Annotated in this window: 22 protein-coding genes; 12 read left to right on the top strand and 10 right to left on the bottom strand. The window is 61.2% G+C overall.

The window, feature by feature from the left end:
- Positions 1 to 93 precede the first annotated feature (93 nt).
- Positions 94 to 1,281: an ABC transporter substrate-binding protein gene (locus tag AAAX75_RS02295; RefSeq protein WP_349090963.1), complete on the bottom strand. Its 1,188-nt coding sequence runs from the start codon at positions 1,279 to 1,281 to the stop codon at positions 94 to 96.
- A 271-nt stretch (positions 1,282 to 1,552) separates the two neighbouring features.
- A complete protein-coding gene (locus tag AAAX75_RS02290) occupies positions 1,553 to 2,719 on the bottom strand; it encodes an ABC transporter substrate-binding protein (protein WP_349090962.1) in 1,167 nt (388 codons plus the stop codon).
- Positions 2,720 to 2,972: 253 nt separating this feature from the next.
- On the opposite strand from AAAX75_RS02290, the gene AAAX75_RS02285 reads away from it, so the two are divergent.
- Positions 2,973 to 4,316 carry a homoserine dehydrogenase gene (locus AAAX75_RS02285; protein ID WP_349090961.1) on the top strand — a complete coding sequence of 448 codons (1,344 nt, stop codon included), beginning with the start codon at positions 2,973 to 2,975 and terminating at the stop codon, positions 4,314 to 4,316.
- A 112-nt stretch (positions 4,317 to 4,428) separates the two neighbouring features.
- On the opposite strand, the gene AAAX75_RS02280 is transcribed toward AAAX75_RS02285, so the two are convergent.
- A complete protein-coding gene (locus tag AAAX75_RS02280; RefSeq protein WP_349090960.1) occupies positions 4,429 to 5,991 on the bottom strand; it encodes a cation:proton antiporter in 1,563 nt (520 codons plus the stop codon).
- A gap of 184 nt (positions 5,992 to 6,175) precedes the next feature.
- Here AAAX75_RS02280 and AAAX75_RS02275 point away from each other — a divergent pair, with 184 nt between their 5' ends.
- Together AAAX75_RS02275 and AAAX75_RS02270 are read left to right on the top strand one after the other, a co-directional pair.
- The gene (locus AAAX75_RS02275; RefSeq protein WP_349090959.1) at positions 6,176 to 9,922 is read left to right on the top strand and encodes a phosphoribosylformylglycinamidine synthase; all 3,747 of its coding nucleotides are present in this window, start codon (positions 6,176 to 6,178) and stop codon (positions 9,920 to 9,922) included.
- Positions 9,923 to 10,023: 101 nt separating this feature from the next.
- The gene (locus AAAX75_RS02270; protein WP_349090958.1) at positions 10,024 to 10,959 is read left to right on the top strand and encodes a DMT family transporter; all 936 of its coding nucleotides are present in this window, start codon (positions 10,024 to 10,026) and stop codon (positions 10,957 to 10,959) included.
- 107 nt (positions 10,960 to 11,066) lie between these two features.
- Here AAAX75_RS02270 and AAAX75_RS02265 read toward each other — a convergent pair whose 3' ends face one another.
- The 4 genes from AAAX75_RS02265 to AAAX75_RS02250 form a co-directional block, all read right to left on the bottom strand.
- Complete coding sequence (locus AAAX75_RS02265) at positions 11,067 to 12,209, bottom strand: diguanylate cyclase (protein ID WP_349090957.1); 1,143 nt, start codon at positions 12,207 to 12,209, stop codon at positions 11,067 to 11,069.
- A gap of 188 nt (positions 12,210 to 12,397) precedes the next feature.
- The gene (locus AAAX75_RS02260; RefSeq protein ID WP_349090956.1) at positions 12,398 to 13,420 is read right to left on the bottom strand and encodes a 2-keto-3-deoxygluconate permease; all 1,023 of its coding nucleotides are present in this window, start codon (positions 13,418 to 13,420) and stop codon (positions 12,398 to 12,400) included.
- Between the two features lie 150 nt (positions 13,421 to 13,570).
- Positions 13,571 to 13,894 carry an AzlD domain-containing protein gene (locus AAAX75_RS02255; protein ID WP_349074578.1) on the bottom strand — a complete coding sequence of 108 codons (324 nt, stop codon included), beginning with the start codon at positions 13,892 to 13,894 and terminating at the stop codon, positions 13,571 to 13,573.
- Positions 13,884 to 14,576 (bottom strand): AzlC family ABC transporter permease, encoded by a 693-nt coding sequence (locus tag AAAX75_RS02250; protein WP_349074576.1) that lies wholly within the window; start codon positions 14,574 to 14,576, stop codon positions 13,884 to 13,886. The genes AAAX75_RS02255 and AAAX75_RS02250 overlap by 11 nt, the downstream gene beginning before the upstream one ends.
- Before the next feature lie 126 nt (positions 14,577 to 14,702).
- Here AAAX75_RS02250 and AAAX75_RS02245 point away from each other — a divergent pair, with 126 nt between their 5' ends.
- Positions 14,703 to 15,515: an HD domain-containing protein gene (locus tag AAAX75_RS02245; RefSeq protein WP_349090955.1), complete on the top strand. Its 813-nt coding sequence runs from the start codon at positions 14,703 to 14,705 to the stop codon at positions 15,513 to 15,515.
- Here the strand turns inward: AAAX75_RS02245 and AAAX75_RS02240 are convergent.
- From AAAX75_RS02240 to AAAX75_RS02230, 3 genes are read right to left on the bottom strand one after another with little or no spacing between them, the layout of a single operon-like run.
- Positions 15,512 to 16,717: an electron transfer flavoprotein subunit alpha gene (locus AAAX75_RS02240; RefSeq protein ID WP_349090954.1), complete on the bottom strand. Its 1,206-nt coding sequence runs from the start codon at positions 16,715 to 16,717 to the stop codon at positions 15,512 to 15,514. The two genes, AAAX75_RS02245 and AAAX75_RS02240, sit on opposite strands and share 4 nt — an antisense overlap.
- A complete protein-coding gene (locus AAAX75_RS02235; RefSeq protein ID WP_349090953.1) occupies positions 16,718 to 17,533 on the bottom strand; it encodes an electron transfer flavoprotein subunit beta/FixA family protein in 816 nt (271 codons plus the stop codon).
- 2 nt (positions 17,534 to 17,535) lie between these two features.
- On the bottom strand, positions 17,536 to 19,137 hold the full coding sequence (locus AAAX75_RS02230; RefSeq protein ID WP_349090952.1) for an FAD-binding oxidoreductase: 1,602 nt from the start codon (positions 19,135 to 19,137) through the stop codon (positions 17,536 to 17,538).
- A 344-nt stretch (positions 19,138 to 19,481) separates the two neighbouring features.
- On the opposite strand from AAAX75_RS02230, the gene AAAX75_RS02225 reads away from it, so the two are divergent.
- The 8 genes from AAAX75_RS02225 to AAAX75_RS02190 all read left to right on the top strand — a co-directional run bounded on the left by AAAX75_RS02225 (position 19,482) and on the right by AAAX75_RS02190 (position 26,667).
- Positions 19,482 to 19,778 (top strand): hypothetical protein, encoded by a 297-nt coding sequence (locus AAAX75_RS02225; RefSeq protein WP_349090951.1) that lies wholly within the window; start codon positions 19,482 to 19,484, stop codon positions 19,776 to 19,778.
- A complete protein-coding gene (locus tag AAAX75_RS02220) occupies positions 19,775 to 20,284 on the top strand; it encodes a hypothetical protein (protein WP_349090950.1) in 510 nt (169 codons plus the stop codon). Before AAAX75_RS02225 ends, AAAX75_RS02220 begins: the two co-directional genes overlap by 4 nt.
- A gap of 89 nt (positions 20,285 to 20,373) precedes the next feature.
- Positions 20,374 to 20,973, top strand: coding sequence for a hypothetical protein (locus AAAX75_RS02215; RefSeq protein ID WP_022095047.1), 600 nt, complete (start codon positions 20,374 to 20,376; stop codon positions 20,971 to 20,973).
- Positions 20,957 to 21,238 carry a hypothetical protein gene (locus AAAX75_RS02210; RefSeq protein WP_152068381.1) on the top strand — a complete coding sequence of 94 codons (282 nt, stop codon included), beginning with the start codon at positions 20,957 to 20,959 and terminating at the stop codon, positions 21,236 to 21,238. The genes AAAX75_RS02215 and AAAX75_RS02210 overlap by 17 nt, the downstream gene beginning before the upstream one ends.
- Before the next feature lie 18 nt (positions 21,239 to 21,256).
- Positions 21,257 to 22,687 carry a hypothetical protein gene (locus AAAX75_RS02205; RefSeq protein ID WP_349090949.1) on the top strand — a complete coding sequence of 477 codons (1,431 nt, stop codon included), beginning with the start codon at positions 21,257 to 21,259 and terminating at the stop codon, positions 22,685 to 22,687.
- Between the two features lie 49 nt (positions 22,688 to 22,736).
- Entirely contained in the window at positions 22,737 to 23,522 is a 786-nt protein-coding gene (locus tag AAAX75_RS02200; RefSeq protein ID WP_349090948.1) for a DUF554 domain-containing protein, read from the top strand.
- A gap of 87 nt (positions 23,523 to 23,609) precedes the next feature.
- The gene (locus tag AAAX75_RS02195; protein ID WP_349090947.1) at positions 23,610 to 25,370 is read left to right on the top strand and encodes a TerB N-terminal domain-containing protein; all 1,761 of its coding nucleotides are present in this window, start codon (positions 23,610 to 23,612) and stop codon (positions 25,368 to 25,370) included.
- Positions 25,363 to 26,667: an ATP-binding protein gene (locus AAAX75_RS02190; protein ID WP_349090946.1), complete on the top strand. Its 1,305-nt coding sequence runs from the start codon at positions 25,363 to 25,365 to the stop codon at positions 26,665 to 26,667. Before AAAX75_RS02195 ends, AAAX75_RS02190 begins: the two co-directional genes overlap by 8 nt.
- Positions 26,668 to 26,745: the final 78 nt, after the last annotated feature.

Raw genomic sequence — 26,745 nt, 5'->3', positions numbered from 1 at the left:
AGGGACGTTACACTGTCCCTAGATACCAAGCAAGCAGGGAAGGCCAAAACCTCCCCTGCTTGGGATCAAAACCGCTCTATGTGAGGCGGCTTATTAGGCCTGTACGTACTTGCCATCGGTGATGACGTACGCCGTGGGCTCCTTCTGAACCTGGCCCTTATCGTTCCAGGTGAGCTTGCCGGTCAGACCGTCAACGGTAATCTTGAGCATAGCCTTGGACAGCTTCTCGGCGACCTCGGTCGGATCGGCGTCGACACCAAGACCGGCCTCCTTGACGGCCTCGGCCACCGCGTGCACGCCGTCGTAGGCGTCGGCGGCAAACTGGTCGGGGGTATCGCCGTACTTATCCTTGTAAGCGTTAACGAAGTCGGCGTTCTTCTCGTCGTCGGCGGAGAACGGGGTCATGAGCAGCAGACCCTCGGCAAGAGAGGTATCGAAGCCCTCAACGCCCAGGATGCCGTCCATGCCGTCGCAGCCCATCATCTTGACGTCGTAGCCCATGTCCTTGGCGTTCTTGAGCAGGACGGACGCCGGCGTGTAGTAGATCGGCGCAAAGATCATGGTGGCGCCGGCCTGCTTGGCCTTAGTCAGCTGGTTGGTAAAGCTCGTGGCGGAGTCGTCCTTAAAGGTCTCCTCGTCAACAATCTCGAGCTTGGACTCAGCGGCCTGGGCCTTAAAGGAATCTGCGATGCCCGAAGAATAGGCGTCGCCGGAGTTATAGAACAGCACGAACTTCTCGTCCGGATACTTCTGGGCCAGGAACTTGGCAGCGTTGACACCCTGGTTGGGGTCGGTGAAGCAAACCTGGAAGACGCAATCCTTGCCGTCGGTGACGTCCTCGGAGGACGCGGACGGGGTGATCATGAACGTCTTGGGGTCGTTACCACACTCTGCGGCAACGGCAACCGACGCACCCGTGGTGGTCGGACCGACGAGGGCCTGCATGCCCCAGTCGAGCAGGGTGTTGAAGGCGTTGACGGCCTTCTCGCCATCGGCCTGGTCATCCTCGGCCTTGCTGGCAAGCGGCAGATCCTTGGTCGAGAAATCCTTGCAGCCAAGCTCGACACCCTGGGTAACGGACTTGCCGTAGGACGCGTTGGCACCGGTCAGCGGGCCGATGGTGCCGATCTTAAACGAAGCGTCGCTCGAAGCGGAACCGCTGTCGCCGCCGTTGGAGGAGCAACCAGCTAGAATGGACATCGCCCCCAGACCTGCTGCGCTCGCGATAACGCTCCTGCGATTCATAACAGGGTTCAATGACTTACCGGTGAGGCTCGACATGCGGCTCTCCTCTCATTTATCGTCGGGTTTCAGTTGCCCGACAGGCCATCCTTCGCCGTGTTCGGCGTTCGCAAAATAGTAGACGCTTTAGTTGAGAAAAGTGGCGATTATTTCAACTTTTCTTTTGTTTTGTTCATTTATCCATAGTTCTGCGTATTTCTATTACTTTATACAGTAATGCCACTTTATTGTGTGAAAGTAATGTTTCCGTTCTGTTACAGGCGTCCCTGCCCTGAATAAAACGGCCTCACCGGTCGCGCTTTATGCGCACTTAGGCGGCGATGTACTTGCCGTCCTGGATCACATAGGCTGTGGCGGGCTTTTCGACCTGGCCCTCGTCATTCCACGTCAGCTCGCCTGTCAGGCCCTCGATCTTGATCTTGCGCATGGCCTTGGCAAGGTCGCCGGCAATGTCGGCACCGTCGGCCGAAATGTCAATCCCCGCCCTATCGATAGCCTCGGCGATGGCGTGGACGCAATCGTAAGCGTCGGCGGCAAACTGGTTGGGCGTCTCGTCGTAGGCATCCTTATAGGCCTTGACGAAGTCGGCATTCTTCTCATCGTCAGCCGAAAACGGGGTCATGAGCAGTACGCCCTCGGCAAGAGAGGTATCGAAGCCCTCCACAGAGAGCAGGCCGTCCATGCCGTCGGTACCCATGAGCGTCATGTCGTAGCCCATGTCCTTGGCGTTCTTGAGCAAAACGGACGCCGGCGTGTAGTAGATCGGGGCAAAGATAAGCGTGGCGCCGGCCTCCTTGGCCTTGGTGAGCTGGTTGGTAAAGCTCGTGGAGGAATCGTCCTTAAAGGTCTCGGTATCGACGATGTCGAGCTTGGACGCCTTGGCCTGCTCGGCAAAAGCGTCGGCAACGCCCGAGCTATACGTATCGCCGGAGTTGTAGAACAGGGCGATCTTGGCATCCGCGTACTTCTCGGCCAAGAACTTCGCGGCGCTGGCGCCCATGGTGGGATCGGTGAAGCAAACCTGAAAGACCGTGGTCTTATCCTTGGTGACGTCGAGCGACGAGGCCGAAGGCGTGACCATGAGCATATCGTCAGCGATCTCGCCCGAGACGGCGACGGCGGCACCAGTCGTGACGGGGCCGACGAGTGCCTGCATGCCCCAGTCGCACAGGGTATTGAAGGCGTTGATGGCCTTCTCACCGTCGGCGACATCGTCCTCGGACTTAAGCGAGAGCTTGAGATCCTTGGTCGAGAAATCCTTGGCGGCGAGCTTGGCACCCTTCTCGGCCGAAACACCATAGGTTGCCGCGGCGCCGGTCAGAGGGCCGATGACACCGATCTTGAAGGTCTTGCCGTCATCGGCGGAGCCGCCATCCGAGCCACCCGACGAGCAACCAGCGAGTGCGGCGGCGGTGCCGAGCGCCGCGGCGCCGGCGAGAAAGTTCCTACGGCTGAGCGCGCTGTTGATGTTGAACATGGTGTCCCCCTTTTTTTCGCTGGCCGCGGTGCGGCCGTCTTGCGGTACGGGGCAAACCTTATGGCGCAAACGTTGACAGTTTGTTACGGAGTTTCGTTTGTAGCGAGCGTGTTTCCAATGTTTCCGCAGCGTTTCGGGGGTGCCGTTTTGTGCGACTCCTGTTGCCTGGCGAGCACGCGCCCTCGGTTCACGCTAGAATGCACTCAACCTTTAAGCGGTTAATCCATCCATAAGATGCACGAAGGAGCTATCTATGAGCGAACCCCTGCGCACCGTGAACGTCGGCCTCATCGGTCTGGGAACCGTCGGCGGCGGCGTGGCCCGTCTGATCAAGAGCCACCACGATGAGTACCTGGCAGCCTACGGCATCGACCTTAAGCTGACCCGCGCCTGCGCGCTTGCTTGGGAGCAGGCCGAGGCAGCCGGTATTGAGCGTGAGGCCTTTACGAGCGACTGGCACGACGTCGTCACCGACCCCGCCGTCGACATCGTCGTCGAGCTGATCGGCGGCGAGCACCCCGCGACCGAGATCTTTACCACCGCCTTCGAGAACGGCAAGCACGTCGTCTCTGCCAACAAGGCCCTGCTGGGCCGTCATGTCGAGACGCTCGCCGAGAAGGCGCGCGCATGCGGCGTGCAGATTAAGTGCGAGGCCAGCTGCGGCGGCGGCATCCCCATCGTGAGCACGCTCGAGCACGACTTGGTGGGCAACAAGATCCTGACCATCGCCGGCATTCTCAACGGCACCACCAACTACATCCTGTCGCGCATGGACGCCGAGGGCGCCGATTACGCCGACGTGCTCGCCGACGCCCAGGCCAAGGGCTACGCCGAGGCCGACCCGTCCGCCGACGTCGACGGCTTCGACGCCGCCAGCAAGACGGCCATCCTCGCCTCCATCGGCTTTGGCACCCGCGTGACCACCGATGATGTGTACCAGCAGGGTATTCGCACCATCGGCGCCGAGGACATCGCCCAGGCCCGCGAGCTCGGCTACACCATTAAGCTGCTCGGCATCGCCCGCAACACCGACGCCGGCGTCGACGTTCGCGTGCACCCCACGCTGATCCCCACCGATCACATGCTTGCCAAGGTCAACGGCGCCATGAACGCTGTCTACGTGGTAGGCGACGCCGTGGGCGAGACCATGTTCTACGGTGCCGGCGCAGGCTCCTTCCCCACCGCGAGCGCCGTCGTGGGCGATATCCTGTCGCTCTCCGAGCAGATCAGCCGCGGCGTGGCTCCGCTGCCCGAGATTGAGCCCTATGGTCACAACCTCGCCTTTAAGCCCATGGACGAGCTCCAGACTAAGTACTATGTGCGCCTGAAGGTCGCCGACCGCGTGGGCGCCCTGTCCGAGACGGTCGATATCTTTGCCAAGCACAACATCTCGATCTCGCTCATCAACCAGGTCGAGGACGGCAAGTCGGGCGCTAGCGATACCTGCTCGGTCATCTTCCTGACGCACCGCGCGCTCGAGAAGGACGTCCAGGCTGCCGCCGCCGAGCTTGCCAGCGTCGACTGCGTGGCCGAGGTCGCCAACGTCCTGCGCATCGAGGACGTCGAGGCCTGGACCGAAGGCGTCATGGCCAACTAGTCCACTACTTCGAACCTCAACGGAGCTCAACGCAAAAGACGCGCTGCCTGCATCAACCGCAGGCAGCGCGCCTTCTATTATTTGGACGGAACCCGTATCCCGGCATTCCTTACTACTTACCGTCGTCGTCCTGTGCTTCATCGCGCGCGTAGAGCTCCAGCATGCGGCGGCGGTATTCGTGCACGGCGAGCTTGGCGCGCTCCAGGCGGCGGCGCTCACGCGGAGTCAGCTTGGACGGGTCGACCTCGTCTCCATAGGTCTTATCGGCAAGCAGGTGCGCCGCGTCCACGATGCGGGCATCGATGTGGCCGCTCGCTGCCTCGGCGGAAAGACGCTCGGCAATCGCATCGAGCGTAGGCAGGCCCTCGAATACACGACCATGTCCATGCGAGGTCAGCAGCTCGTGCTCGCGTGCGAGCAGACTCGCCAAATCGTGATGGGCGCGCAGAATGTCGAGCGCATCGGATGGATGCTCGGCAACTTCTGCCACGGCGGCGACCGGTGCGGCGTCGACCACGCGGTAGAAGAGCTGCGCGAGCAATGGCATCAAGAACACCGTGATGGCACCGGCGGCAACCATGACCGACGCAATATCTTGCGACAGCGCGCCCGCGTTGACGGCAACGCTTGTCACGGCAACGATGATCGGCAGCGCCGTGGTGCAGTACAGGGCCACCGTAATGCGACCATACGCCGACACATCGCGCGTCACGGGACAAATGCTCATAGAGATGAGAATGGGCACGGCACGAATAATCAGCAGTGCCACGATAAAGCCCACGAGCAAGCCCGGGCGCGACGCCACGGCCGTCAGATCGATCTTCGCGCCCGATACGGTAAAGAACACCGGAATCAAAAAGCCGTAGGCCAGGCCATCGAGCTTGGTCTCCAGCGTATGGTTGCCCTCGGGGATGATATAACGCAGGACAAAGCCGGCGGCAAAAGCGCCCAACACGATATCGAGGCTAAAAATGGCGGAAAACGCCACGAGCGTGACCAAAATAAGCACCGTCAGGCGCACGAACGTCTGCGATGTGGTATCGGCGCGCTCCTGAATAAAGGCGAAAAAACGGCTGCCGATGCGTTTGGAGCGGCCGGGGACCACGGCAAGCAGCACGCACACGGCGGCAAATAGGCCCAAGATCAGCAGCGTCTCGATGCCCGTACGGGCAGACAGCAGTACCGACATGGCGAGCACGGGGCCGAGCTCGCCCCACGTACCATAGGCGAGAATCGAATCACCGACACGCGTTCCGGCAAGCGACCGCTCGCGCAAGATGGGCATGAGCGCTCCAAGCGCCGTCGAGGTCAAGGCAAGCGTCACGGCGATACCGTCGAAATGGCTGACCGAGAACCACGGCGTAAAGCGCACGGCAAGCCAGGCGATACCAAACGTGACGGCCCACGTCGCCAAGCCGTAGCGCCCCTCCACACCCGTAATGTTCTTAGGGTCGATCTCAAAGCCGGCGAGCAGGAACAAAAAGGCCAGACCGAGCTCCGACACGAGCGAGACCTCGGCATCTACATGGATAACGCCGAGCATATGAGGTCCCAGCACCGCGCCGAACACGAGCAAAAAGACCGTTTCGGGAACGGGTTTTCCGGGAATCGCTGAGGCGATGAAGGGGCTTGCGAAGGCCACGAGCGCGATGATGGCGAGTGAAACGAATGCCATGTGATGCCTTTCTCTTGTTTGCGCTTCACTGTAGCACCCTCGCCGTCCTCAACGCGCCGCGAGCTGTCGTATCATAGTGAGGTTTACAAACATGTGGCTCAAGGCGACTGCAGGGCAGTCCCCGCAAACCGACCGCTGCCGCATACCGTACCGTACGCCCAACCGATCAGGAAGGCAGGAACCAATGGTCTCTCGTATCTACGTGGAGAAGAAACCCGGGTTCGACATCGAGGCTCAGCAGCTCAAGGGCGAGCTGACCGAGATTCTCGGCATCAAGGGCATCGAGGCCCTGAGGATCATCAACCGCTACGACGTCGAGGGCATCGACGAGGAGCTTTTCCGCTCCTGCGTGCCGACCGTCTTTAGCGAGCCCCAGGTCGATGTGACCTACGACGAGCTCCCCGCAAGCGATGGCGCCGTCTTTGCCGTCGAGTTCCTGCCTGGCCAGTTTGACCAGCGCGCCGACTCCGCCAGCGAGTGCGTGCAGCTCATCAGCCAGGGTGAGCGCCCCGCCGTGCGCTCCGCCAAGGTCTATATGATCTCGGGCGCTCTGGACGAGGCCGCCATCGAGGCCATCAAGCACTACGTGGTGAATCCCGTCGAGGCCCGCATCGCCTCGCTCGACCTGCCCGAGACGCTGTACATGGAGACTCCCGAGCCCCAGCCCGTCGAGGTGCTCGACGGTTTCCGCGAGCTCGACGAGGCCGGCCTTGCCGCCTTTATCACCGAGCGCGGCCTTGCCATGGACGAGGCAGACATCGCCTTCTGCCAGCAGTACTTCCGCGATGAGGATCGCGACCCCACCATCACCGAGATCCGCGTGATCGACACCTATTGGTCCGACCACTGCCGTCACACCACCTTCGGCACCGTCCTGGACGACGTGACGATCGACGACGCCGTGGTGCAGCAGGCCTTCGACCGCTACATGGAGATGCGCCATGAGCTCGGTCGCGACGCCAAGCCCGTCTGCCTCATGGACATGGGCACCATCGGCGCCAAGTACCTCAAGAAGACCGGCGTCATGACCGATGTCGATGAGTCCGAGGAGATCAACGCCTGCACCGTCAAGGTAAAGGTCGATGTCGACGGCGAGGACCAGGACTGGCTGTTCCTCTTTAAGAACGAGACCCATAACCACCCGACCGAGATCGAGCCCTTCGGCGGTGCCGCCACCTGCGTGGGCGGCGCCATCCGCGACCCGCTCTCGGGCCGCAGCTATGTGTACCAGGCCATGCGCGTCACCGGCGCCGGCGACCCCACCGTCCCCGTGTCCGAGACGCTCGAGGGCAAGCTGCCGCAGCGCAAGCTCGTAACCACCGCTGCCGCCGGCTACTCCAGCTACGGCAACCAGATCGGCCTTGCCACCGGCCAGGTCAACGAACTCTATCACCCCGGCTACGTGGCCAAGCGCATGGAGGTCGGCGCCGTCGTGGGCGCTACCCCGGCAAACCACGTGCGCCGCGAGTGCCCCGCCCCCACCGACAAGATCATCCTGCTGGGCGGCCGCACCGGCCGTGACGGCATCGGCGGTGCCACTGGCTCCTCCAAGACCCAGAACACCGAGTCCATCGAGACCTCGGGTGCCGAGGTCCAGAAGGGCAACGCCCCGGTCGAGCGCAAACTGCAGCGCCTGTTCCGCCGCGGCGATGCCTGCCGTCTGATCAAGCGCTGCAACGACTTTGGCGCCGGCGGCGTCTCGGTCGCCGTAGGCGAGCTTGCCGACGGCCTGTACGTGGACCTGGACACCGTGACCAAGAAGTACGACGGCCTGGACGGCACCGAGCTCGCTATCTCCGAGTCCCAGGAGCGCATGGCTTGCGCCGTCGCCGACGGTGACGTCGAGGAGTTCATGGGCTACGCCGCCGAGGAAAACCTGGAGGCGACCGTTATCGCCGAGGTTACCGCCGAGCCGCGCATGCGCATGGCATGGAACGGCGTCGCCATCGTCGATCTGTCCCGCGAGTTCCTCAACTCCAACGGCGCACCCAAGCACCAGGTCGCCCACGTGTGCGCCCGTAGCGTGTGGCAGCCCAGCTGGGCCGGCACCACGCTTGCCGAGCGCATGACCTCGCTCGTCACCGACCTCAACGTCGCTTCCAACAAGGGCCTTTCCGAGCGCTTCGACTCCACCATCGGTGCCGCAACCGTGCTCATGCCCTTTGGCGGCAAGACGCAGCTCACCCCGAGCTCGGCCATGGTCGCCAAGTTCCCCGTGGACGGCGAGACCACCACGGCGAGTGCCATGGCATGGGGCTTCAACCCCTATCTGATGGAGGCCGACCAGTTTGCGGGCGCCTACCTGTCCGTGGTCGAGTCCATCGCCAAGCTCGTGGCTGCCGGCTTTGAGCACAAGCGCGCCTATCTCTCCTTCCAGGAGTACTTCGAGCGTCTGCGCACCGAGGCCGAGCGCTGGGGCAAGCCCACGGCAGCCGTCCTGGGCGCCCTCATGGCCCAAGTCGACCTGGGTGCCGGCGCCATCGGCGGCAAGGACTCCATGAGCGGTTCGTTTGAGGACGAGACCGGCGAGCTCAACGTTCCGCCGACCCTGATCAGCTTCGCCGTCGCCGTGGGCAAGGCCGCCCGCGCCGTCTCGCCCGAGTTCAAGGGCCTCACGCACCGCGTCGTCCGCATCGCCCCCGCCACCTATGGCGAGGACTACCGTCCCGACGCCCAGCAGTTGCTCGCCGCGTTTGACGCCGTCGAGGCGCTCACTGCTACCGGCAACGCCCTGGCCATATCCACGCCCGGCTACGGCTGCGGCGCCGAGAGCCTCTTCAAGATGTGCGTCGGTAACCAGATCGGTATCGAGCTTGCCGAGGATGTAGACGTGGAGAGCCTCTTCACCCCGCTCTACGGCAGCTTTATCGTCGAGCTCGCCGAGGACGCCGAGCTGCCCGAGGTCGCCGACGGCGTTGTCGTCGAGCCCCTGGGCACCACCGTCGAGGGCTATGTCATCGACACCGGATCCGAGATCATCGAGCTCGCCGAGCTCCAGGAGGCCTGGGAGAGCGGCATCGAGGGCGTCTTCGCCTACCGCAGCACCGGCGAGACCCCCGAGGTCGAGACCATCGACTTCCGCGCCAAGGATATCCACGTGTACGGCGGCGCCAAGATCGCCCGCCCGCGCGTGATCATCCCCGTGTTCCCCGGCAACAACTGCGAGTACGACAGCGCCCGCGCCTTCCGTGCCGCCGGTGCCGAGGCCGACACCTTCGTGATCAACAATCTCACGCCCGAGGCCGTCGCCGAGAGCACCCACGAGCTTGCCCGCCGCATCCGTGCAAGCCAGATCGTTATGATCCCCGGCGGCTTCTCGGGCGGCGACGAGCCCGACGGCTCTGCCAAGTTCATCACGGCGTTCTTCCGCGCTCCCGAGGTCACCGAGGCAGTCCGCGACCTGCTCAAGGCTCGCGATGGCCTGATGCTGGGCATCTGCAACGGCTTCCAGGCCCTGATCAAGCTCGGCCTGGTGCCCTACGGCGACATCGTCGACGCCACGCCCGATGCGCCCACGTTGACGTTCAACACCATCGGTCGCCACCAGAGCCGTCTGGTGCGCACCCGCATCTCGTCCAACTTGTCCCCGTGGCTGTCGCAGTGCAGCCTGGACGACCCCTACACCGTCGCCATCAGCCACGGCGAGGGCCGCTTTGTCGCCAATGACGAAGTGCTCGCCCAGCTGATTGCCAACGGCCAGGTCGCCACGCAGTACGTGGGCGAGAACGGCAAGCCCAGCATGGACCTTTCCGTCAACCCCAACGGCTCCGCACTCGCCATCGAGGGCATCACGAGCCCCGACGGCCGTGTCCTGGGCAAGATGGGCCATGCCGAGCGTCGCGGCGACAACCTGTACCGCAACGTGCCCGAGCATGTCCCCGGCGACAAATTCATGCCGATCTTTGAGAGCGGCGTAGCCTACTTCGCTTAATACGTTTCCATCGGGTACAATCCCCTCGGGTAACAACACCCGCCACCGGCACCCCCGGTGGCGGGTTCTTTTTTGCTTTGCGCGTATAGGAGAAGGACATCATGGAAAGCCGCAAGCCGTATCTCGCCACCCTGCCCGGACTCATCCTGGGCTGTCTCGTTTGCTGCGCGCTCTGGGGCTCCGCCTTCCCCTGCATCAAGATCGGCTACGGCCTCTTTGGTATTCCCGCGCACGACAGCGCCTCGCAGCTGCTCTTCGCGGGCCTGCGCTTCACCCTTGCCGGCATGCTGGTCATTGTTGGCATGAGCGTGGCCCAGCGCCGACCGCTCGTTCCGCAAGCGCGCGATATCAAGCCCATCTGCATCTTGTCGCTCTTCCAGACTATCGGGCAGTACTTCTTTTTCTACCTGGGCCTCTCGCGCGCCAGCGCCATGTCGAGCTCCATCATCGAGGCCAGCGCCAACTTCCTCGCAATCCTCTTTGCCGCCCTGGCATTTCACACCGAGAAGCTCAATGCGGCCAAAGTGCTCGGCTGCGCACTGGGCTTTGCCGGCGTCGCGCTCGTCAACCTTTCGGGCGCGGACGGCACCTTTGGCTTTACGCTCGATGGCGAGGGCTTTATCCTAGCCTCCACCGTCGCGGGTGCCCTTTCGACCTGCCTGATTGGCGTCTTCTCGCGCGAGCACGACGGCGTCTTGCTTGCCGGGTGGCAGTTCTTGGTCGGCGGCCTTGTCCTCACCGCCATCGGCTTTTTGATGGGTGGCGCGCTCTCCCCCACGGCGATTGCCCCCGCCATCGCGCTCATCATCTACATGGCGCTTATCTCCGCGGTCGCCTACTCGCTGTGGTCGCGCCTGCTTGCCGTCAACCCCGTCAGCCGCGTCTCGGTCTTTGGGTTTATGAACCCCGTCTTTGGTGTGCTGCTGAGCGCGCTGCTGCTCGGCGAAGGCGCGGGCACGAGCCCCATTACCGTCATCGTTGCCCTGCTGTTGGTTTGCGGCGGCATCATCATCGTAAACAAGCCCAAAAAGGCCTAGCGAACTGCCTCGTTCCAAGAAAAAGACGAGGCGTATCTTCGACAGCCGCTACTAATCCCGCCAACGCAATAGGGGCGCACGACCAAACACGGTCGTATGCCCCTTTTCTAGCGTATTTGTACGCCGGCTTTCTTTTTCTCGGCCTTGACGCGATAGAGCTCCGCATCGGCAGCGCGAAGTAAGTCTTGCCAGGTATCAACACTATCGCCGACCCGCGCGCAACCGATGGACATCCGCAATGCATACGGCACCTCGGCATGCGCGAGCTCGTCGTTGATTGTCGCGCACAGATGCATGATATCCTGTTCCGCCGCTGCCTTTTGGAGCACCACGAACTCATCGCCACCATAACGCGCGATAAAGCCACCAGACGCCGAGCAGACATCCTTGAGCGCCGTCGCAACAACCTGAAGAGCATGGTCGCCCTCCACATGTCCATAGCGATCGTTAATCTGCTTAAAGCCGTCAGCGTCCATCATAAGCAGATATACATCTTCGGCCTGATCCACATTTGAAAAGAGCGACAGCATATAGGTCTCAAAACGGTTGCGGTTGTTGAGTCCAGTCAACGGGTCAGTCGAGATCAGTTGCTCCTGGCAGATGATATAGAGCAGCAACATGCTAATCATTATGCCGACACAAAGGCCAGGCACCGAGTATACGATCTGAAAGGTACCGCCCACCAGGGCCGGAATGGCGAAAAATGCCAAGGTTCGATAGATAGCCTTCGTCTGCAGGCTCTCGACCCTGCGAGATTGCACAAACGCATGCAGGGACGTATGTATAACGTAACAGTAGCTGACAATGGGCTGGATCATATAGGCAAAGCCGCGACGATACACGCCCTGCGAATCGATATAGAACAAGGCGTGCGTCCAGTAACTGGTAAAAGCCAGCACGACCACCAGAGCCGTAGGCAACGTTACAAGCACCACCCTATAGCGCGAGGTCACAAGGTGAGAGCCCTGCATCGTCTCGGAATAGATAAACCAAATGAGACACGCGATGGCGAAGAGCGAAAACGAAACCGCGTTGGAAATCCAGTTGGCTGCAATGCCCAACGTGCCGTCCACACCATCCGAAAGCGTCCAAATCATATCGAATAATACGTACGCGGCAGAAGTGTAGCCAAGCATGCTAAACAATAGTTGCAGGGTGCTCGAGAACAAGGAGCGACGACTTCGCGCGGCAAGCCCGATAAGAACAATCATGCATAGCAGGAATATCTCAATCTTGAGTGCCTTAACCACTAGACGCCATCCCTTCAATATCCGAATGGTCAGAATCGCCCAATTCGAATCTGGGCAACAAACACCCCCTACTCCGCAGGGGTAAGGGGAATAATAGCAGAGCGCCCGGACGGCCACTGCAAGCAGTGACCATCCGGGCGCTCTAGCGGCGCGAATTGCACGCCAGCATCATTGATGGGCGCCAATTGCTACTCGTCATCGATGTCGGTCGCGACGGCCTCCTCGATGGCCTTGACACCGGCAGGCGACAGGTCTTCCTTGCCCTGGCAGAACTTCTTATCGACCCAGCCGGTCAGAATCGGGGCCATGATTGCCGTGATGATAACGGCGGTGGCGATCTGGGCGTACGCTGTGGGCGCAAGCTCGGCGTAGCGCGGCGCGACCTCGGCGAGGGCAACCGGCGTGGTCATAGCCGTGCCGGCGATGGTGGAACAAGCCACGGCAGCCTTGCCGTTACCACCGCACAGGCGCTCGAACGCAAAGGTGATGGGACCGACGACAAACAGCGTGACAAGGCCCAGCAAGATGCCGGAAATACCGCCGGTGATAAAGCTCGACAGGCTCATAGACGCACCGAGCTGAAATCCGATGACGGCAATCGCGGGATTGGCACCGGGAACCAGCAGGTTCTTGATAAACGGGAACAGGTTGCCCAGAACCATGCCGATAACGAGCGGCAAGATGGAGCCGATAATGGTGCCAATGGGAATGTTGGCGAGACCCGAGACACCGAGGATGATCATGGTGACGGCGGGGCCGGCCGTAAAGAACAGGATACCGACGGCGCCCCGCTCGGACTCATCGCCGAACTCGCCCATGATGCCCGTGTAGAGCGCCATGTTGCAAAACGTAATGCCGCTGATGATAGACACGGAGCTCAGACCCAGGAAGTTATCGTTAAAGAAATATGCCACGCCCAGGCCGAGAGCCGCTGCGACGACCAGCTTGGGAATCAGCACGACGATGCCGGTCTTGATGGCGCCCGGCGTGGACTTAAAGCTGATGCCGGCGCCCACAAACAGCAGAATCGCGGCGACGATGGTATTGGAGCCACCGCGGCAGGCAGCCGTAAAGAAGCCGCCGATCTCAAAAACCTGTGGGCAGAACGTGTTGAGCAAAAGACCGACGATCATCGGGTAAATCATGATGTCGCCCGGGATGCGCGGGACCCTGAATTTCTTTTGCTCGTTGGCGGTTGCTTCCTGTCCCATGAAACCCCCATTTCCGCTGACGGGGTACAAAAGCCCACGTCACGCTTTGCTACAGTAAAGTTTGACCATGGTACCAGAAGAAATAGACCAGCTCGGTGAAAAATTCGACAAGTTGGGATGGAACGAGATTCGGCGCCCGCGACGCCACCCCTATATAAGGCTCAAGACGATATAGAGTACGATGCCCGAGACGCAGCACCACAGCATCGATTTTGTCTTGACCGCCACGACCACGACGCCGGCGGCCGCAATCCAGGGAACCAAGGCAGGCCAGAGTCCCGCGCCGAACGCGCCGGGGCTCACCAAGTCGTTGGCGACCAGCGCGGCAAAGGCAGCGGGCGGGATATAGCCCAGGGCCTCGGTAATGCGGGGCGACAAGGTCCGCCCGCGCAAGGCGAACGCCGGCGCGATGCGAAAGAACGCGATAGCAGCCCACGACGACAGCCATAGAACCAAGAACTCGTTAACGGGCATCGCGGGCACCTCTTCTGTCAAATACAGCACCGCACGCCAGCGCAATGGTAATGCCGACCACGACGCTTGCCGGCACGGCAATATTCACGAGGCCCAAGAACTTGCATACGGCGACGGACACCGCGCCCGAAACCGCCGCGACAACGTTGCCGCGCGACAGCCGCTGCGAAAAGAGCAGGCAGATAAAGAGCGAGGTGCAGACAAAGGCTGCAATGGCGGTGGGAACATCGACAACGGCGCCGACGATGGCGCCCATCGTACACGAAACGCCCCATGTTGCGATGAGGATCACGTTGAGCACGAAGGACTCGAGCGGGCCCCAATCCTCCCCCTCAATCAGCTTGGCAAGCGAGATGCCATATGCCTCCTCGGTAAGTGTCGCGGCAACAGCCAGCGTCTGACGCTTCGAGGCATTCTTCAGATGCGGCGCGATCGATGCCGAGTAAAGCGCAAAACGCGAGGAGATGGCAGCAACGCTCGCGATAATCGAAGGTGCCGGTACGCCCGCCAGCCAAAGATTGCAAATCATAAACTGCCCGCTGCCCGTCACAAACGTGCTGCTCAGAGCAAAGACCATCCAGGGCTCCATTCCCGTCTGCCCCATGATCATTCCGCACGGCGCGCCTATTGCAACATAGGTAAGCATCACCGGCCAGACGGTTCTAACGATTTTGAGCACCATACGCTTCTCATCCTGACAAGGTCTCCGAGCCGCATGTAGCGATACGGCAGAATCATCATCCGACAGCAACCGAGTTCACCTACAATTGCCACCGGATCGAAAGACACAAATTTTTAGGAAGTCATTATGACAGCTATCGATCGAGACCGGGCGCGCGCGGCCTTCAAAAGCTACACCGATGCCTACGACGCCACCAACCCACGCATCGCGCTCAAAATCGAGCATACGTACCACGTGGCCGAGGCATGCGATGCCGTAGCGCGCGAGCAGGGCTGGTCGTCAGAAGATATTGACCTGGCATGGCTTTGCGGCCTGCTACACGATATGGGCCGCTTTGAGCAGCTGCGACGCTGGGACACCTTTAAGGACGCCGAGAGCATGAGCCATGCGGCGCTGGGCATCGAGGTCCTCTTTGGCGAAAATCCCGCCGATGCACCCGCTGTAACGAGCATCCGCGACTTTATCGATGACCCGGCAGAAGATGAACTCATCCGAGCGAGCATTGCCTATCACAGCGATTTCCGTCTACCCGCGCAGCTCGACGAGCGCACGCAGAGCTTCTGCAATATCGTGCGCGATGGCGACAAGATCGACATTATGCGTACCATCGCCGACAGCACCGTCGACACCATCCTCAAGGTGGACGAGAAGACGTTTCTCGGCAGCCGTTTCTCGTCGCCGACACTTGCCGCCTTTGACGAGCACCGCTGCGTCACGCGCGATGAACGCAACGAGCCCGCAGACTACCTGGTGGGACTCATCTGCTTTATGTTTGAGCTCGTCTATCCAGCGAGCCGCGCGCTGGCGCGCGAGCAGGGCAATATCTACCGCCTGCTCGACGCGCCTTTTGGCATCACGCGGCCCTTTACCGACCCCGCCACGCAGGCAACTTGGAGCCGCCTTAAGGACGAGATGCGCGACTGGCTGGCGCGTGCCTAGCGCTCAAGCTGGGCCAGCAGCTCTTCGACGACCTCGACGGCATCACCGACAACCTTGTACTGGGCAGCACCAAAAATGGGGGCATCCGGGTCCTCGTTGATGGCGATGATGCACTCCGCCCCACCGATGCCGGCAAGATGTTGGATGGCGCCCGAAACACCGATACTCACGAGAAGCCTGGGCGAAACCGATACGCCCGTCTGGCCAATCTGGTGGCGATACTCCAGCCAACCCGCCTCCACGACGGGACGCGTGCAACCAAGCTCGGCACCCAGGGCATCGGCGAGCCTTCGCATCAGCCGCAGGTTTTTCTTGGAACCAATGCCACGACCCACCACGACGAGGCGCTCGGCATCGGCAATCGAAGCCTGCTGCCCCCACTCCTCGGCGGGAATCGAGATCTCGACACGGGCCTTAACGTCTTCCGCAAGCATCACCTGGGCGATCGCGCCGGAACGGCCGTAGTCGAAGTCGGGCGCCTTAAAGATGCCGGGACGAACCGTTGCCATCTGCGGACGGTGGTTGGGGCAAATGATGGTGGCCATCAAGTTGCCGCCAAACGCCGGGCGCGTCTGCTGCAGTAGGCCCGACTCCGCATCCATCGAAAGCACGGTGCAGTCGGCCGTAAGACCCGTCTGCAAACGCACGGCAACGCCGGGTGCCAGTTCGCGACCAAAAGCGGTCGCACCATATAGGATGGCCTCGGGTTTGCGTTCGGCTACCAAATCGCAGATCAAGCGGGCGTAGACCTCCGCATCGTTTTGGCGCAGGCGCTCGTCGCGACAGGCCAGGACTTCGTCGGCGCCCGCGCAAACCAGATGCTCCAGGTCCCCAAGCGAGCCCTCGGGGCTCATGCCGACCAGTGCCACCAGACGGCAGCCGCGAGCATCGGCAAGCTCGCGCCCCTTGCCCATGAGCTCGTAGGCCACGGGAGCCACGGCATCGTGCTCGTCAGTCTGCACGAAGACCCAAATGTCTCGATATGCATCGAGGTCCACCGTACCAGCGGCCTCGTCACGCTCGATCGAGATAGCGTTGACGGGGCAGGCGTCGACGCACCCACCGCATAGGATGCAGCCGTCGGTTACGCGGGCGCATCGGCTGGGTCGCTCGCCTTCCACTACGATGCCGCCCGAGGCACAGGCGCGAACGCAGCGACCGCAGCCGATACAGGCTTCGCTATCGATAATCAGTCCGCTCATCTATGCCATCCTCTCGATAATCTTGGCAAGCTTTGCCGCCTGCTCGGACGCCGTCCCCTCAACGGTCTCGCACGTCTGGTCACGGTCGGGCACAAACGAGCGCACGACCTGTGTCGGCGACCCGGCAAGGCCGCAACGCGCGGGGTCGGCGTTCACGTCGGCGGCACTGACCACGCGCACGTCCGCCTCCTCTGCCGCGCGAATACCGGCAATACTCGGCATACGCAACTGGCCAATCTCCTTGGCAGTCGTCATCGCGCACGGCATCTCAAGGTACACCGTCTCCTCGCCGGCATCGCATCCGTGAACGAGCGCCAGCGAGCCACAGGTCGTAAAGCCCGCGCTCTGCACGCAACTCACGTCGGTCACGCAGGGAATCTCAAAGGCACCGGCAAGCTCGGGACCAATCTGGGCCGTATCGCCATCCACCGCCATCTTGCCGCAGATGAGCAGGTCGAAGTCCTCGTCGAGCGCCTCGATGCCGCATTTGAGAGCATAGGTGGTCGCCAGGGTATCGGCACCTGCAAAGGCGCGATCGGTCAGCAGCAGCGCGTCATCGGCGCCTCGAGCGATGCAGTCGCGCAGCAGCGATTCGGTCGCGGGGATGCCCATCGACACCACCGTCACGCGCACGTCCATGCCAAAGCCGATAAAGTCGTCCTTCAGCGCCAGCGCGCATTCTAGGGCACTTGCATCGAAGGGATTAATGACCGCCTGCTTGCCATCGCGCACGATGGTATTGGTCTTGGGGTCCATCTTGACCTCGGTGCTGCCCGGCACCGCCTTGACGCACACCACCATATGGAAATCGCTCATCTTCACGCGCCCCCTTTCTGGACGAGCTCATCCAAGAGCTTCTCCGAAAACAGGTTACCGCGACCCAGCTGCCCGTCGGGATCGAGCTGGAGCTTGAGCCGCGCCGACTCGACCATGGCCTCGTGACCGTACATCGTCTCCAAGAAGCCCGCCTTGATCTTGCCGACGCCATGCTCGGCAGAAACGGCACCGCCCATGGCCGTGACCTCGGAAGCCCACTGGGCAAACAACTCGCCACCGCGACGGTAATCCTGTGCATCGCGCGGCAGGATGTTCACATGCAGATGGTTGTTGCCGATATGTCCCCAGGCGGCAGACTCAAGCCCGCTTTCGGCCAGCGTACGGCGATAGAGGGCCACGACATCGGCCAGGCGCGCGTTGGGCACCGACATGTCCGAGCCCAGTTTGGTGATGGTGGGATCCGTACGGCGACGCTCGTCGATGAGCATGTTGACGCTCTCGGGCACCGCGTGGCGGAAGAACCGCTGGCACTCGCGATCGACCTCGGTGCGCGCGACCCATGTCGCATCGTCACTGCCGCCCGCAAGCTCCAGTACCCACCCCAAGTGATACAGCTCCTCAGTCGCCTGAACTTCGTCGTCGCAGTCGAGCTCCACGTAGACACAGACCTTGGCCTCTTTGTCGAGCGCAGGCAGCGAGGCGAACGCGGTCGACTGTTCACGCTGACGACGCAGGATATCCAGGGCGCCCGCATCGAAATATTCGATGGCAGCCGCATGGGACAGGACGGGACGCACAGAATCGGTGAAGGACACGGCCTTGTCTTCGCTGTCAAAGAAGCAGCTCACGCCCCAAACGACCGCAGGCGCCGCCTGCAGGACAATCTCGAGCTCGGTGATGACGCCGATTGTGCCACACGCACCGATAAACAGATCGATGGCATCCATATCGTCAGCAACGAAATAGCCCGAAGCATTTTTGGCCTTGGGCATGGTGTAGTCGGGAAGGTCGAGCTCGAGAGCACGGCCCGCTGCCGTCACAAGCGACAGGTGGCGGCCCTGGGCAAAAGCCTCGCCGCGCTGAAGCTCAAGCAAATCGCCATCAGCCAGCGCGACGTGGAGTCCCGTGATATGTGGGCGCATGGGGCCGTAGGCGTAGCTGCGGGCACCGGAGGCGTTACATGCCGCCATGCCGCCCAGACAGGCAGATGCCTCGGTGGGATCGGTGGGAAAAAACTGCTCGGGGGCCTCTTGAAACTCATCGTAGGCCTTAAGCGATGCCTGGTCCCAGCCAGCGGTCGGCAGCACTTTCTTGCTCAGCTGCTTGCGCAGCTCCGAGAGCACAACGCCCGGCTCCACGCGCAGCAAAAATTGGCCTTGTTCATCGCGGCGAAGGCCCAAGTAGCGATTCATACGGGAAGTATTGAGGATATGCCCGCCGTGGGGCACGGCACCGGCGGCAAGGCCGGTTCGGGCGCCCTGAACCGTTACCGGGACACGCTCGGCATGGAGCTTTTCCAAAATGGCACGGACCTCGTTTTCCGTTGTCGGAAACGAGATGCTCGATGCTTCGCCCGATGCGCGAGATTCATCGCGGCCATACTCTTCGAACTCGTCGGTGAAGGGTTTGATGGTTGCAGACACGCGAACTCCCCCTTTAGCTAACTACAGTGTTTGCAGGGAGATGTTACCGCATCGTTTCGTCGACGTGTTCGAGACCGTCTCCATAATTGGCGATTTTTACGTTCATGCAATTCGGCGAGCGGCTGGATTTCCTCGGCAGACGATGCTTTTGACACATATGGCCCTGCCGTCGCCGACCGCGCGATTGTCGCTCGAAAAAAGTTGGAGTATTTTTTGCCGCCTTTTACCTGCGGAGATGCCAATCCGTCAAGCATTTGGTCAGAAATTGGTCAAGTAGCGGCTGATACGGTCGGCGTCGACAGCCAAACCGATAGTAGTTTTGGCCCAGAAGCAGGGAGGTTCCCATGGCATATTACTGGCCCCAGTACGGCATCGCCATCGAAGTCGACGACGGTCCCCATCTCCTGCCTTTTGACGAAGAGGCATTCCCCGATACGACGGTCTACCACGTTACCACCGATGTGATCTGCGACCCCGAGTCGTTCTCGGCGCTCGCCCACCACATCGCGCATATCCACGACATCGAGCTCCCTCCCGACTTCGAAGAGCTCGTCTACTCGCGCCGCCTGATGCTTCACATGCTCTTTGGAGCGGATCCGTCCACCTTTGCGCGTGTCTATACCGCCAAGGATGCCGCATGAGCGTTAAGAAGCCACCCCACTTTGCAGGCCTGGGGCATCGCAAGAAGCTCATCGTTGCCTGCTTGGCCATCGTCTGCGCCCTTGTCGCCGTAGGACTATACGCTTGGCAGTCGCAGCCCGTACCCGAGGCGGGCGCTTCGGTTACGACGGCCGAGGGCAAAACGCGCCAGGAAATCCAAGATGAGCTCGACGCCATCGTCCGCGACAACATGATGGCGATTTCGGTCGCGCCGGTCGCTCAGTTGCAGGAGGACGGCAAGCTGCGCGTCAACGTGCAAAACGTCCAAGACAATAAATTTCCCCAGCGATTCCGCGTCATCCAAAACGACGAGACCATGTACGAATCCGGTGTGGTCGAGACCGGCAAGACAATCGAGACGTGCCCCGCCGGCGACATCAAAGAAGGCGAGGCGTACATCGAGATCCAGGCACTCGATACAAAGACCCTCGACAGCCACGGCAATCCGACACGTGTCAAGGTGCGGGTTGAGCAAGCCGAGAACTAGCCTTCCGGCCGACGCGACACCGCACGCAATTCACCAGCATTCGTCCAATCATCGCGGGGACGGCCCGCGGCGAATAGAAAGGAACGACCATGGACATCACCAGGAACATGAACGGAGCCAGAGCGCTCGTCGTGGGCGCAGGGCTCGCGCTCGCGCTCGCAATGGGCGCCGCCCCGACGCCAGCTATGGCAGCCGGACGCGTTGGAACCACGAAAGTAATGGTCAGGACCGAGATCGACAACGTTGAGTTCAAAGTTCCGACGGTTATCCCCTTCGTCGCCAAGGCCGACGGCACGCTTCAGGGCCCCTCTGAAGACGCGACCACCATCGACAATCATTCGGCCTACGGCATCCATGTCACCAACATGAAGATCGACGCCATGAACACCTGGACCATTGCTGCCGACGCCAAGGCCGGAACCGCACAGAACTCCATCGACTTTAAGGTCGGCCCCGACGGCGCACTCCAGAACGCCAGCGCCGCAATGCAAGGGACGGGCCTCGATCTTTCCAAGAACGCAGCCTTCGACATGGGCTACCAGGGCATTGCCGGCGGCACGGACAAAATTAAGCTCAAGACAAGCGGAAACGTCGCCCGCGTCACGCGCGACATCTTCCGCGTAACCGGCGAAGGCGATCAGGTTGCAACGATCACCTGGACGGTCGAGCCCGGTGCGCACACGGCATAAGGCCGTCGCCCTGGCCGCCGCCGTCAGCATCCTAGCGTTTGGGCCAGCCATGGCCTTTGCCCAGCAAGAACAGGCGCAGGCCGCCACGCAAGTGACGGTCGACCTCTCGGAGCTCGACCGCGGCGACCGCGAGGAACCGTTGGCGCAGACAGGCGACAGACGATGGCTCTTGGCAGCGGGCGCCACAGCAGCAGGCGCGGGAACCGCCGGCCTCGGTCTGCACATCAAACGCAGCCAGAAACAAAACATGGACAGGCCGCACTAAATTAGCTAAGGAGACCCCATGGCATCGAAGAACCTTTTGCCCGTCGTCGCACTCTGCGGCGCGCTCGCAACCGGAACGCCTGTCGCCGCTTGGGCGACTCCCGTCATGGCAGACTCCTTACCAGCAGCCCTAAGTTCCGCCCCAAATCCGTCGAGCGCCATTGCGTGCGAGCGTTTTTCGATCGCACAGGCCGTGATCTCAACCTCGGGATGCCTTCGTCGTAATACGGACGGCTCGATAGTCGTGGATATCAAGCGTTCGAACAAGGCAAACGGCTCCCAGGCGGGGTTCGCCGTCTGCACGTGGCGCTCGGTTGTGCTCGATGCGGATGGCGATCCATGCAATTTAGAGCTGCGCATCGACATCGCTTCGGTCGATGACTCGGCGAACGGAGCGAAGGTCGCCTTCGACGGTACGTTTTTTGAGAAAGGAGGCGGTATATGTCTGGGCTGCGCCGCCGCGAATGCAGACGATGTGCAGCCCACCCTCTCATTCACGGCATCGTTGCGGCTGACCAAAGCCGGTACCGATGCCACCGCGGCGGGAGAAGCGTCCCTGCTGTTCTACGCCGTCAGCGCCAAAGACACAGACGCTCATTTCGAGAAGCCAGCCGGATCACTCAGCCTTACACGAGGGATAGAGGCAGGCCCTATTGAAATCGATGCCCACGCGCAAAGTAGGCAACGCATTCTTGCCGACCCGGCGCTTCTCGAAATGGAGTGGAACGGATCCGGAGCCATCGGAATTCTCCCCTCCGCGCTTGACGCCAAGACGCTCCCCTCAAACGACGAACCCATCAACGCAACCATACAAGAAGAGAGCGCGGACAAAGAAGCAGGTGTGGGCGACACGCCGTCGCCGACAAACAGCGTCCCAGCTTCTTTCGAAGCGCCGAATGAGCCCGCTGCCGATCCAAACGATCCCGAGCTCGCGGACAGTCTGGGGCTTGCTGATCCTCAAGAGATCGATGAAGGTAACTGCTGCGTGCTTGCCGCGCTCGACCACACAGAGGTCATCGACGCTGCGAACATCGAAGTTGCCGCCGCCAATCAGCCCGTCCGCAAGTCGGCTATCATCGCATTTCCTGAATCCATCGAAGTCGTCTTTTTGCCATCGGGCGAGGTCGTGGCCCCAACACTGCTCACCTTGTTGGGCGCCAAGAATACTCGAAACGAAATTAAAAAGATCACGGTTGTCGCCCCTGCAACCACCGCCAAGCTGCGTCTATACGCCGTTCCCCCAGACGGAGGCAAGACCTTGGAATTCGATGGCGACACACTCCTGGCCTGGCGACGTCTGGACATTATGCAAGACGTCTCGTATCAGATCGAACTCGAAGGGTTTGATCGTGCCCGCGATGCCAATATCATCGCCGCGGCTATTGAATCCCCACAGCGGCTTATGACACTGCGCTTTGAATACTATCCCTATGTCCCGACAACCACCTGAGGCTTAAATGCCGCGCATCATTCCTAATACCACTTATATAACGTATTAGATGAGTCGCGATGTACCTCGCATTTCGTTCTGCTACGATTGCCACGTTGGCATCAATACAGGAGGGCTCATGCCGGGCTTGGGAACAATCATCAACGTTGTGCTTTTAGTTGCGGGCGGTCTTTTGGGATTAGCGGGCGGCCGCTTCATTACACCGCGCATCCAAGACACGCTCATGAAAGCATCGGGGCTGTGCGTCCTGTTTATCGGCCTTGGCGGCACCATGCAAAAGATGCTCCTTATCGATGGGAAGGCGCTAGCGACCACCGGCACCACCATGCTCATCGTCTCGTTCGCCCTCGGCTCGCTCATCGGCGAGGTCATCAACTTGGAGGCCGCCATTGAAAACCTTGGCGAATGGCTCAAGCGCAAAACCGGCAGCGAGGGCGATAACGAGTTCACCAACGCTTTTGTCTCGACTTCACTCACCGTGTGTATCGGCGCCATGGCCATTGTGGGATCGATCCAGGACGGTCTGCTCGGTGACTGGTCAACGCTTGCCCTGAAAGGCGCATTGGACTGCATCATCGTCTGCACCATGACGGCGTCGCTTGGCCGCGGCTGCATTTTCTCCGCCCTGCCCGTCGCCGTGTTCCAGGGGACGATCACGCTGTTTGCCGGCGCACTCTCCCCCATCATGACTACGGCAGCCCTCGACAGCCTTTCGCTCGTAGGCTCCATGCTCATCTTCTGCGTCGGCGTCAACCTCATCCGTCCTCAGACCTTCCGCACGGCCAATATGCTCCCCTCCGTCGTCATCGCCGTCATCTACGCCCTCCTGTTCTAAATCTATCAACGCAGCGGTATCTCGAACACCTGTTTGATGCTGTGCTATGATATGAGGGCACCGTAGCTGCGTTCGAGAGGAGAAGCGGTGGCCGACCAGGACATCAAGATGCTCATCGAGCGCATTATGGCCGAGGCCCGGACCCATCAGTCTGCCCGCTTCTCACATGAAGTCTACGCAGACGAGCCGATTCTCAAAACCGGCCGACAGATGCAGAATTTCCTCCCCGACCAGTACCGTAAAATGCGCGAGATATCGCGCTGGCAGGATGACCCCAAAGGCGGCGCAGGTCGCTGGCTTTCGGAGGCCGAGCTTTTCTACCGCCAGGGCCTGCTGATGGCCGACTTTGAGGACGACTGTCCCTACAACGGCACCTTTAAATCGTACTTTCCCACCTACAACGCCATGAGCGACCGGCAGTTGCGCGGCTACTTTACCTGGCGTGCCCAAGTGCGCCGCGGAACCGTCGAGGAAACGTCTACGTCCTTTGCCTTTCTGTATCTCTATGAGCTGATTTGCGGCATTGGCGTAGATGACCCGCTCGATGGTTTTAACAAGATCAAGGCTTTTTGGGATGTCTATCGCGCCTTCGAGCCCGGCATCGACCGATTTGCACGCGTGTGGCTGCAGGATTACGCCGTGTTCCACGGGCTCGACCCCAAGCTGCTTCGCGACTCTAAAACCGTCATGTTCGATAACGCCCTTATCGAGCTGCGGCGCGCGGCACGAGACCTTGTACCAGCACCGGCACCGTCCGGCCAGACCCCTAAGCGTCGCAAAACCTCCGAGCCCACGCTCCCCCTTCCGCCCGATGAGGTGCGCGAGGAGAGACTCATGGCCGCCATCAACGCCCTCTCCACGTACAACCTAAGTAACTCGCGGCTCGACCGCAGCCACCACCGCGATCTGCGCCACGTGGCGTGCGCCGTGTATGTCCGTATGGCGCGCTACTATGACACGCACCGAAAGACCGGCATCGTGGCGAGCTTATTTGGGGAGGAGACGGCCATGCCCTACACCATGTTTGCCTCGGCCGTATTCTTTGCGCCCGAGCGCCACGAGGACTGCGAATACCGCTTGAATCCCATCCATATCTACCGTTGCCAAAACGGCTTTTGGGAATGCATGCGTATCCACGGTAGTAGGCAAAAGAGCAGCAAGCTCGGTGAAATGATGCGCGCCTGCGACCAACGCCTGCGCCTGGCGCTGGACCCCGCCCATCCCCTTAAGGAAGAAAAGGTCCCCAAATATCTGGCCAAGATTATCGATGACGAGATTGTGGCATGGCTTTCGTGGGACGCCGCACACCAGCCCGTCAAGATCGATATCGATCTGAGTCAGCTGGGGCACATTCGGAGCGCCGCTGCGCAAACGCGCGAAGCGCTTTTGATCGACGAGGAACGCGAGGACGGCGCGTCCGCAGAAGCCGAGGCAGCGGACTCAGGGCAACCGGAAGCCGAGCCCGTAACCGACGCGATTGTCGAACCGGTCGTGACACCCATTCGGCAGGACTTGACCGACGAGCCGACCATATCCACCGAACAGTTTGGTGTCGTGGCACCGCTTCTCGCGCCGACGCCCGCGTTCGCAGCTGCTGCGCCCGCTGAAGCCACAAACGAACTCGCGCCCGCCGCAGATGCCTTCCTTCGCGCACTGCTCGAGCAAAACGCAGTACAGGCGGAATCGGCGGTAGTGCAATCGGGGCAGAGCGAGGACATGCTCGTCGATACCATCAACGAGGCGCTCTTTGACCTGGTGGGTGACACCGTAATTGAATTTGGCGCGGCAGGACCGCAAATTATCGAGGACTACGAAGCAGACGTGAGAGGATACCTAGACCATGAGTGATACCGCACCCGCAGCACCCCGTGTACCCAAACGCGTCGCCGCCGTCATTCTTAACTCGCTCAAGGGCGGCGTGGTCCCGCGCATCGGCCTTCCCTACATTACCGTAGGGCGCGAGGTCGAGATCCGCGCCCTGCTTACCGATCTGAGTCTCATCGCCGATGGCGGCGCAAGCTTCCGTTTTTTAGTCGGTCGCTACGGCGCCGGCAAGAGCTTTTTGCTCCAGACCATCCGCACGCACGCCATGGGCGAGGGATTCGTCGTCGCTGATGCCGACCTGTCGCCCGAGCGCCGTCTGCAGGGCGGTCAGGGACAGGGCCTTGCCACCTACCGCGAGCTCATCCGCAATATATCGACCAAGACGCGCCCCGAGGGCGGTGCGCTCAACCTTATTTTGGATCGCTGGGTCGCCTCGTGTGCCGATGTCGACGAGTCGATCGTCAATACCCAACTGGCCCCGCTCGAGGAGATGGTCCACGGCTTCGACTTCGCCCGCATGCTCCGCCGCTATCGCATGGCTGTCTCGGAGGGTAACGAAGAAGCTATGAGTCGCGTGACCAAATGGATCCGCGGCGAATACCGCACCAAGAGCGAGGCTCGCGCCGAGTTGGGCTCCTCGACCATCATCAGCGATGACGACTGGTACGACTACGTTAAGCTCATTGCACGCTTTTTGGTCTGCAGCGGATACAAGGGCATGCTGGTGCTCATCGACGAACTCGTGAATCTGTACAAGATTCCCAACGCGATCACGCGCCAATACAACTACGAGAAGATCCTGACTATGTACAACGACACGCTCCAGGGCAAGGCGCAGTACCTGGGCATGATCATGGGCGGCACTCCAACCTCTATCGAAGACCGCCGCCGAGGCGTGTTCTCCTACGAGGCCCTGCGCAGCCGACTCGCTCAGGGCCGCTTTGCGCGCGAGGACCTTAAGGACATGCTCGCGCCCATCATCCGTCTGCAGCCACTCACCTACGAGGAGTTGCTGGTGCTGATCGAAAAACTCATGCAAATTCACGCCGGTTACTTTGGCTGGACGCCCACGCTTACCGAGAACGACTTGGTGGACTTCCTCAAGATCGAGTTCGGTCGTGTGGGAGCCGACACGCATCTGACGCCGCGCGAGGTCATTCGCGACTTTATCGAGCTGCTCGACATCCTGTGCCAGAACCCCGATGCTAACGTAGCCGAGCTGCTGCAAAGCGTCGGTGGCGACGCGCTAGCGCCGGCAGCCGCAACAGGCGACACCGGCACCGCAGACGGCGACCGCAACTTCGCCGAATTCACCATCTAACCTGCCAAAAAGGGACAGGTTTATTTTGGCAGGTTTTATCTGGGCGAACGTTGAGACTGTAATGCAGCAAGCCGTTGC

The organism is Collinsella sp. CLA-ER-H7 (assembly GCF_040092345.1).
Classification (GTDB): Bacteria; Actinomycetota; Coriobacteriia; order Coriobacteriales; family Coriobacteriaceae; genus Collinsella.
This window is presented reverse-complemented; position numbering and strand designations above follow the sequence as displayed.

What these genes read in the sequence shown, in the direction of transcription:
- AAAX75_RS02270 (WP_349090958.1), top strand. Translation starts at nt 10,024, where the DNA reads ATGGAAAGCCGCAAGCCGTATCTCGCCACCCTGCCCGGACTCATCCTG.
- AAAX75_RS02220 (WP_349090950.1), top strand. Translation starts at nt 19,775, where the DNA reads ATGAGCGTTAAGAAGCCACCCCACTTTGCAGGCCTGGGGCATCGCAAG.
- AAAX75_RS02280 (WP_349090960.1), bottom strand. Translation starts at nt 5,991, where the DNA reads ATGGCATTCGTTTCACTCGCCATCATCGCGCTCGTGGCCTTCGCAAGC.
- AAAX75_RS02200 (WP_349090948.1), top strand. Translation starts at nt 22,737, where the DNA reads ATGAGTCGCGATGTACCTCGCATTTCGTTCTGCTACGATTGCCACGTT.
- AAAX75_RS02235 (WP_349090953.1), bottom strand. Translation starts at nt 17,533, where the DNA reads ATGAGCGATTTCCATATGGTGGTGTGCGTCAAGGCGGTGCCGGGCAGC.
- AAAX75_RS02205 (WP_349090949.1), top strand. Translation starts at nt 21,257, where the DNA reads ATGGCATCGAAGAACCTTTTGCCCGTCGTCGCACTCTGCGGCGCGCTC.
- AAAX75_RS02240 (WP_349090954.1), bottom strand. Translation starts at nt 16,717, where the DNA reads ATGAGCGGACTGATTATCGATAGCGAAGCCTGTATCGGCTGCGGTCGC.
- AAAX75_RS02255 (WP_349074578.1), bottom strand. Translation starts at nt 13,894, where the DNA reads ATGCCCGTTAACGAGTTCTTGGTTCTATGGCTGTCGTCGTGGGCTGCT.
- AAAX75_RS02260 (WP_349090956.1), bottom strand. Translation starts at nt 13,420, where the DNA reads ATGGGACAGGAAGCAACCGCCAACGAGCAAAAGAAATTCAGGGTCCCG.
- AAAX75_RS02275 (WP_349090959.1), top strand. Translation starts at nt 6,176, where the DNA reads ATGGTCTCTCGTATCTACGTGGAGAAGAAACCCGGGTTCGACATCGAG.
- AAAX75_RS02245 (WP_349090955.1), top strand. Translation starts at nt 14,703, where the DNA reads ATGACAGCTATCGATCGAGACCGGGCGCGCGCGGCCTTCAAAAGCTAC.
- AAAX75_RS02250 (WP_349074576.1), bottom strand. Translation starts at nt 14,576, where the DNA reads ATGGTGCTCAAAATCGTTAGAACCGTCTGGCCGGTGATGCTTACCTAT.
- AAAX75_RS02290 (WP_349090962.1), bottom strand. Translation starts at nt 2,719, where the DNA reads ATGTTCAACATCAACAGCGCGCTCAGCCGTAGGAACTTTCTCGCCGGC.
- AAAX75_RS02225 (WP_349090951.1), top strand. Translation starts at nt 19,482, where the DNA reads ATGGCATATTACTGGCCCCAGTACGGCATCGCCATCGAAGTCGACGAC.
- AAAX75_RS02215 (WP_022095047.1), top strand. Translation starts at nt 20,374, where the DNA reads ATGGACATCACCAGGAACATGAACGGAGCCAGAGCGCTCGTCGTGGGC.
- AAAX75_RS02190 (WP_349090946.1), top strand. Translation starts at nt 25,363, where the DNA reads ATGAGTGATACCGCACCCGCAGCACCCCGTGTACCCAAACGCGTCGCC.
- AAAX75_RS02295 (WP_349090963.1), bottom strand. Translation starts at nt 1,281, where the DNA reads ATGTCGAGCCTCACCGGTAAGTCATTGAACCCTGTTATGAATCGCAGG.
- AAAX75_RS02285 (WP_349090961.1), top strand. Translation starts at nt 2,973, where the DNA reads ATGAGCGAACCCCTGCGCACCGTGAACGTCGGCCTCATCGGTCTGGGA.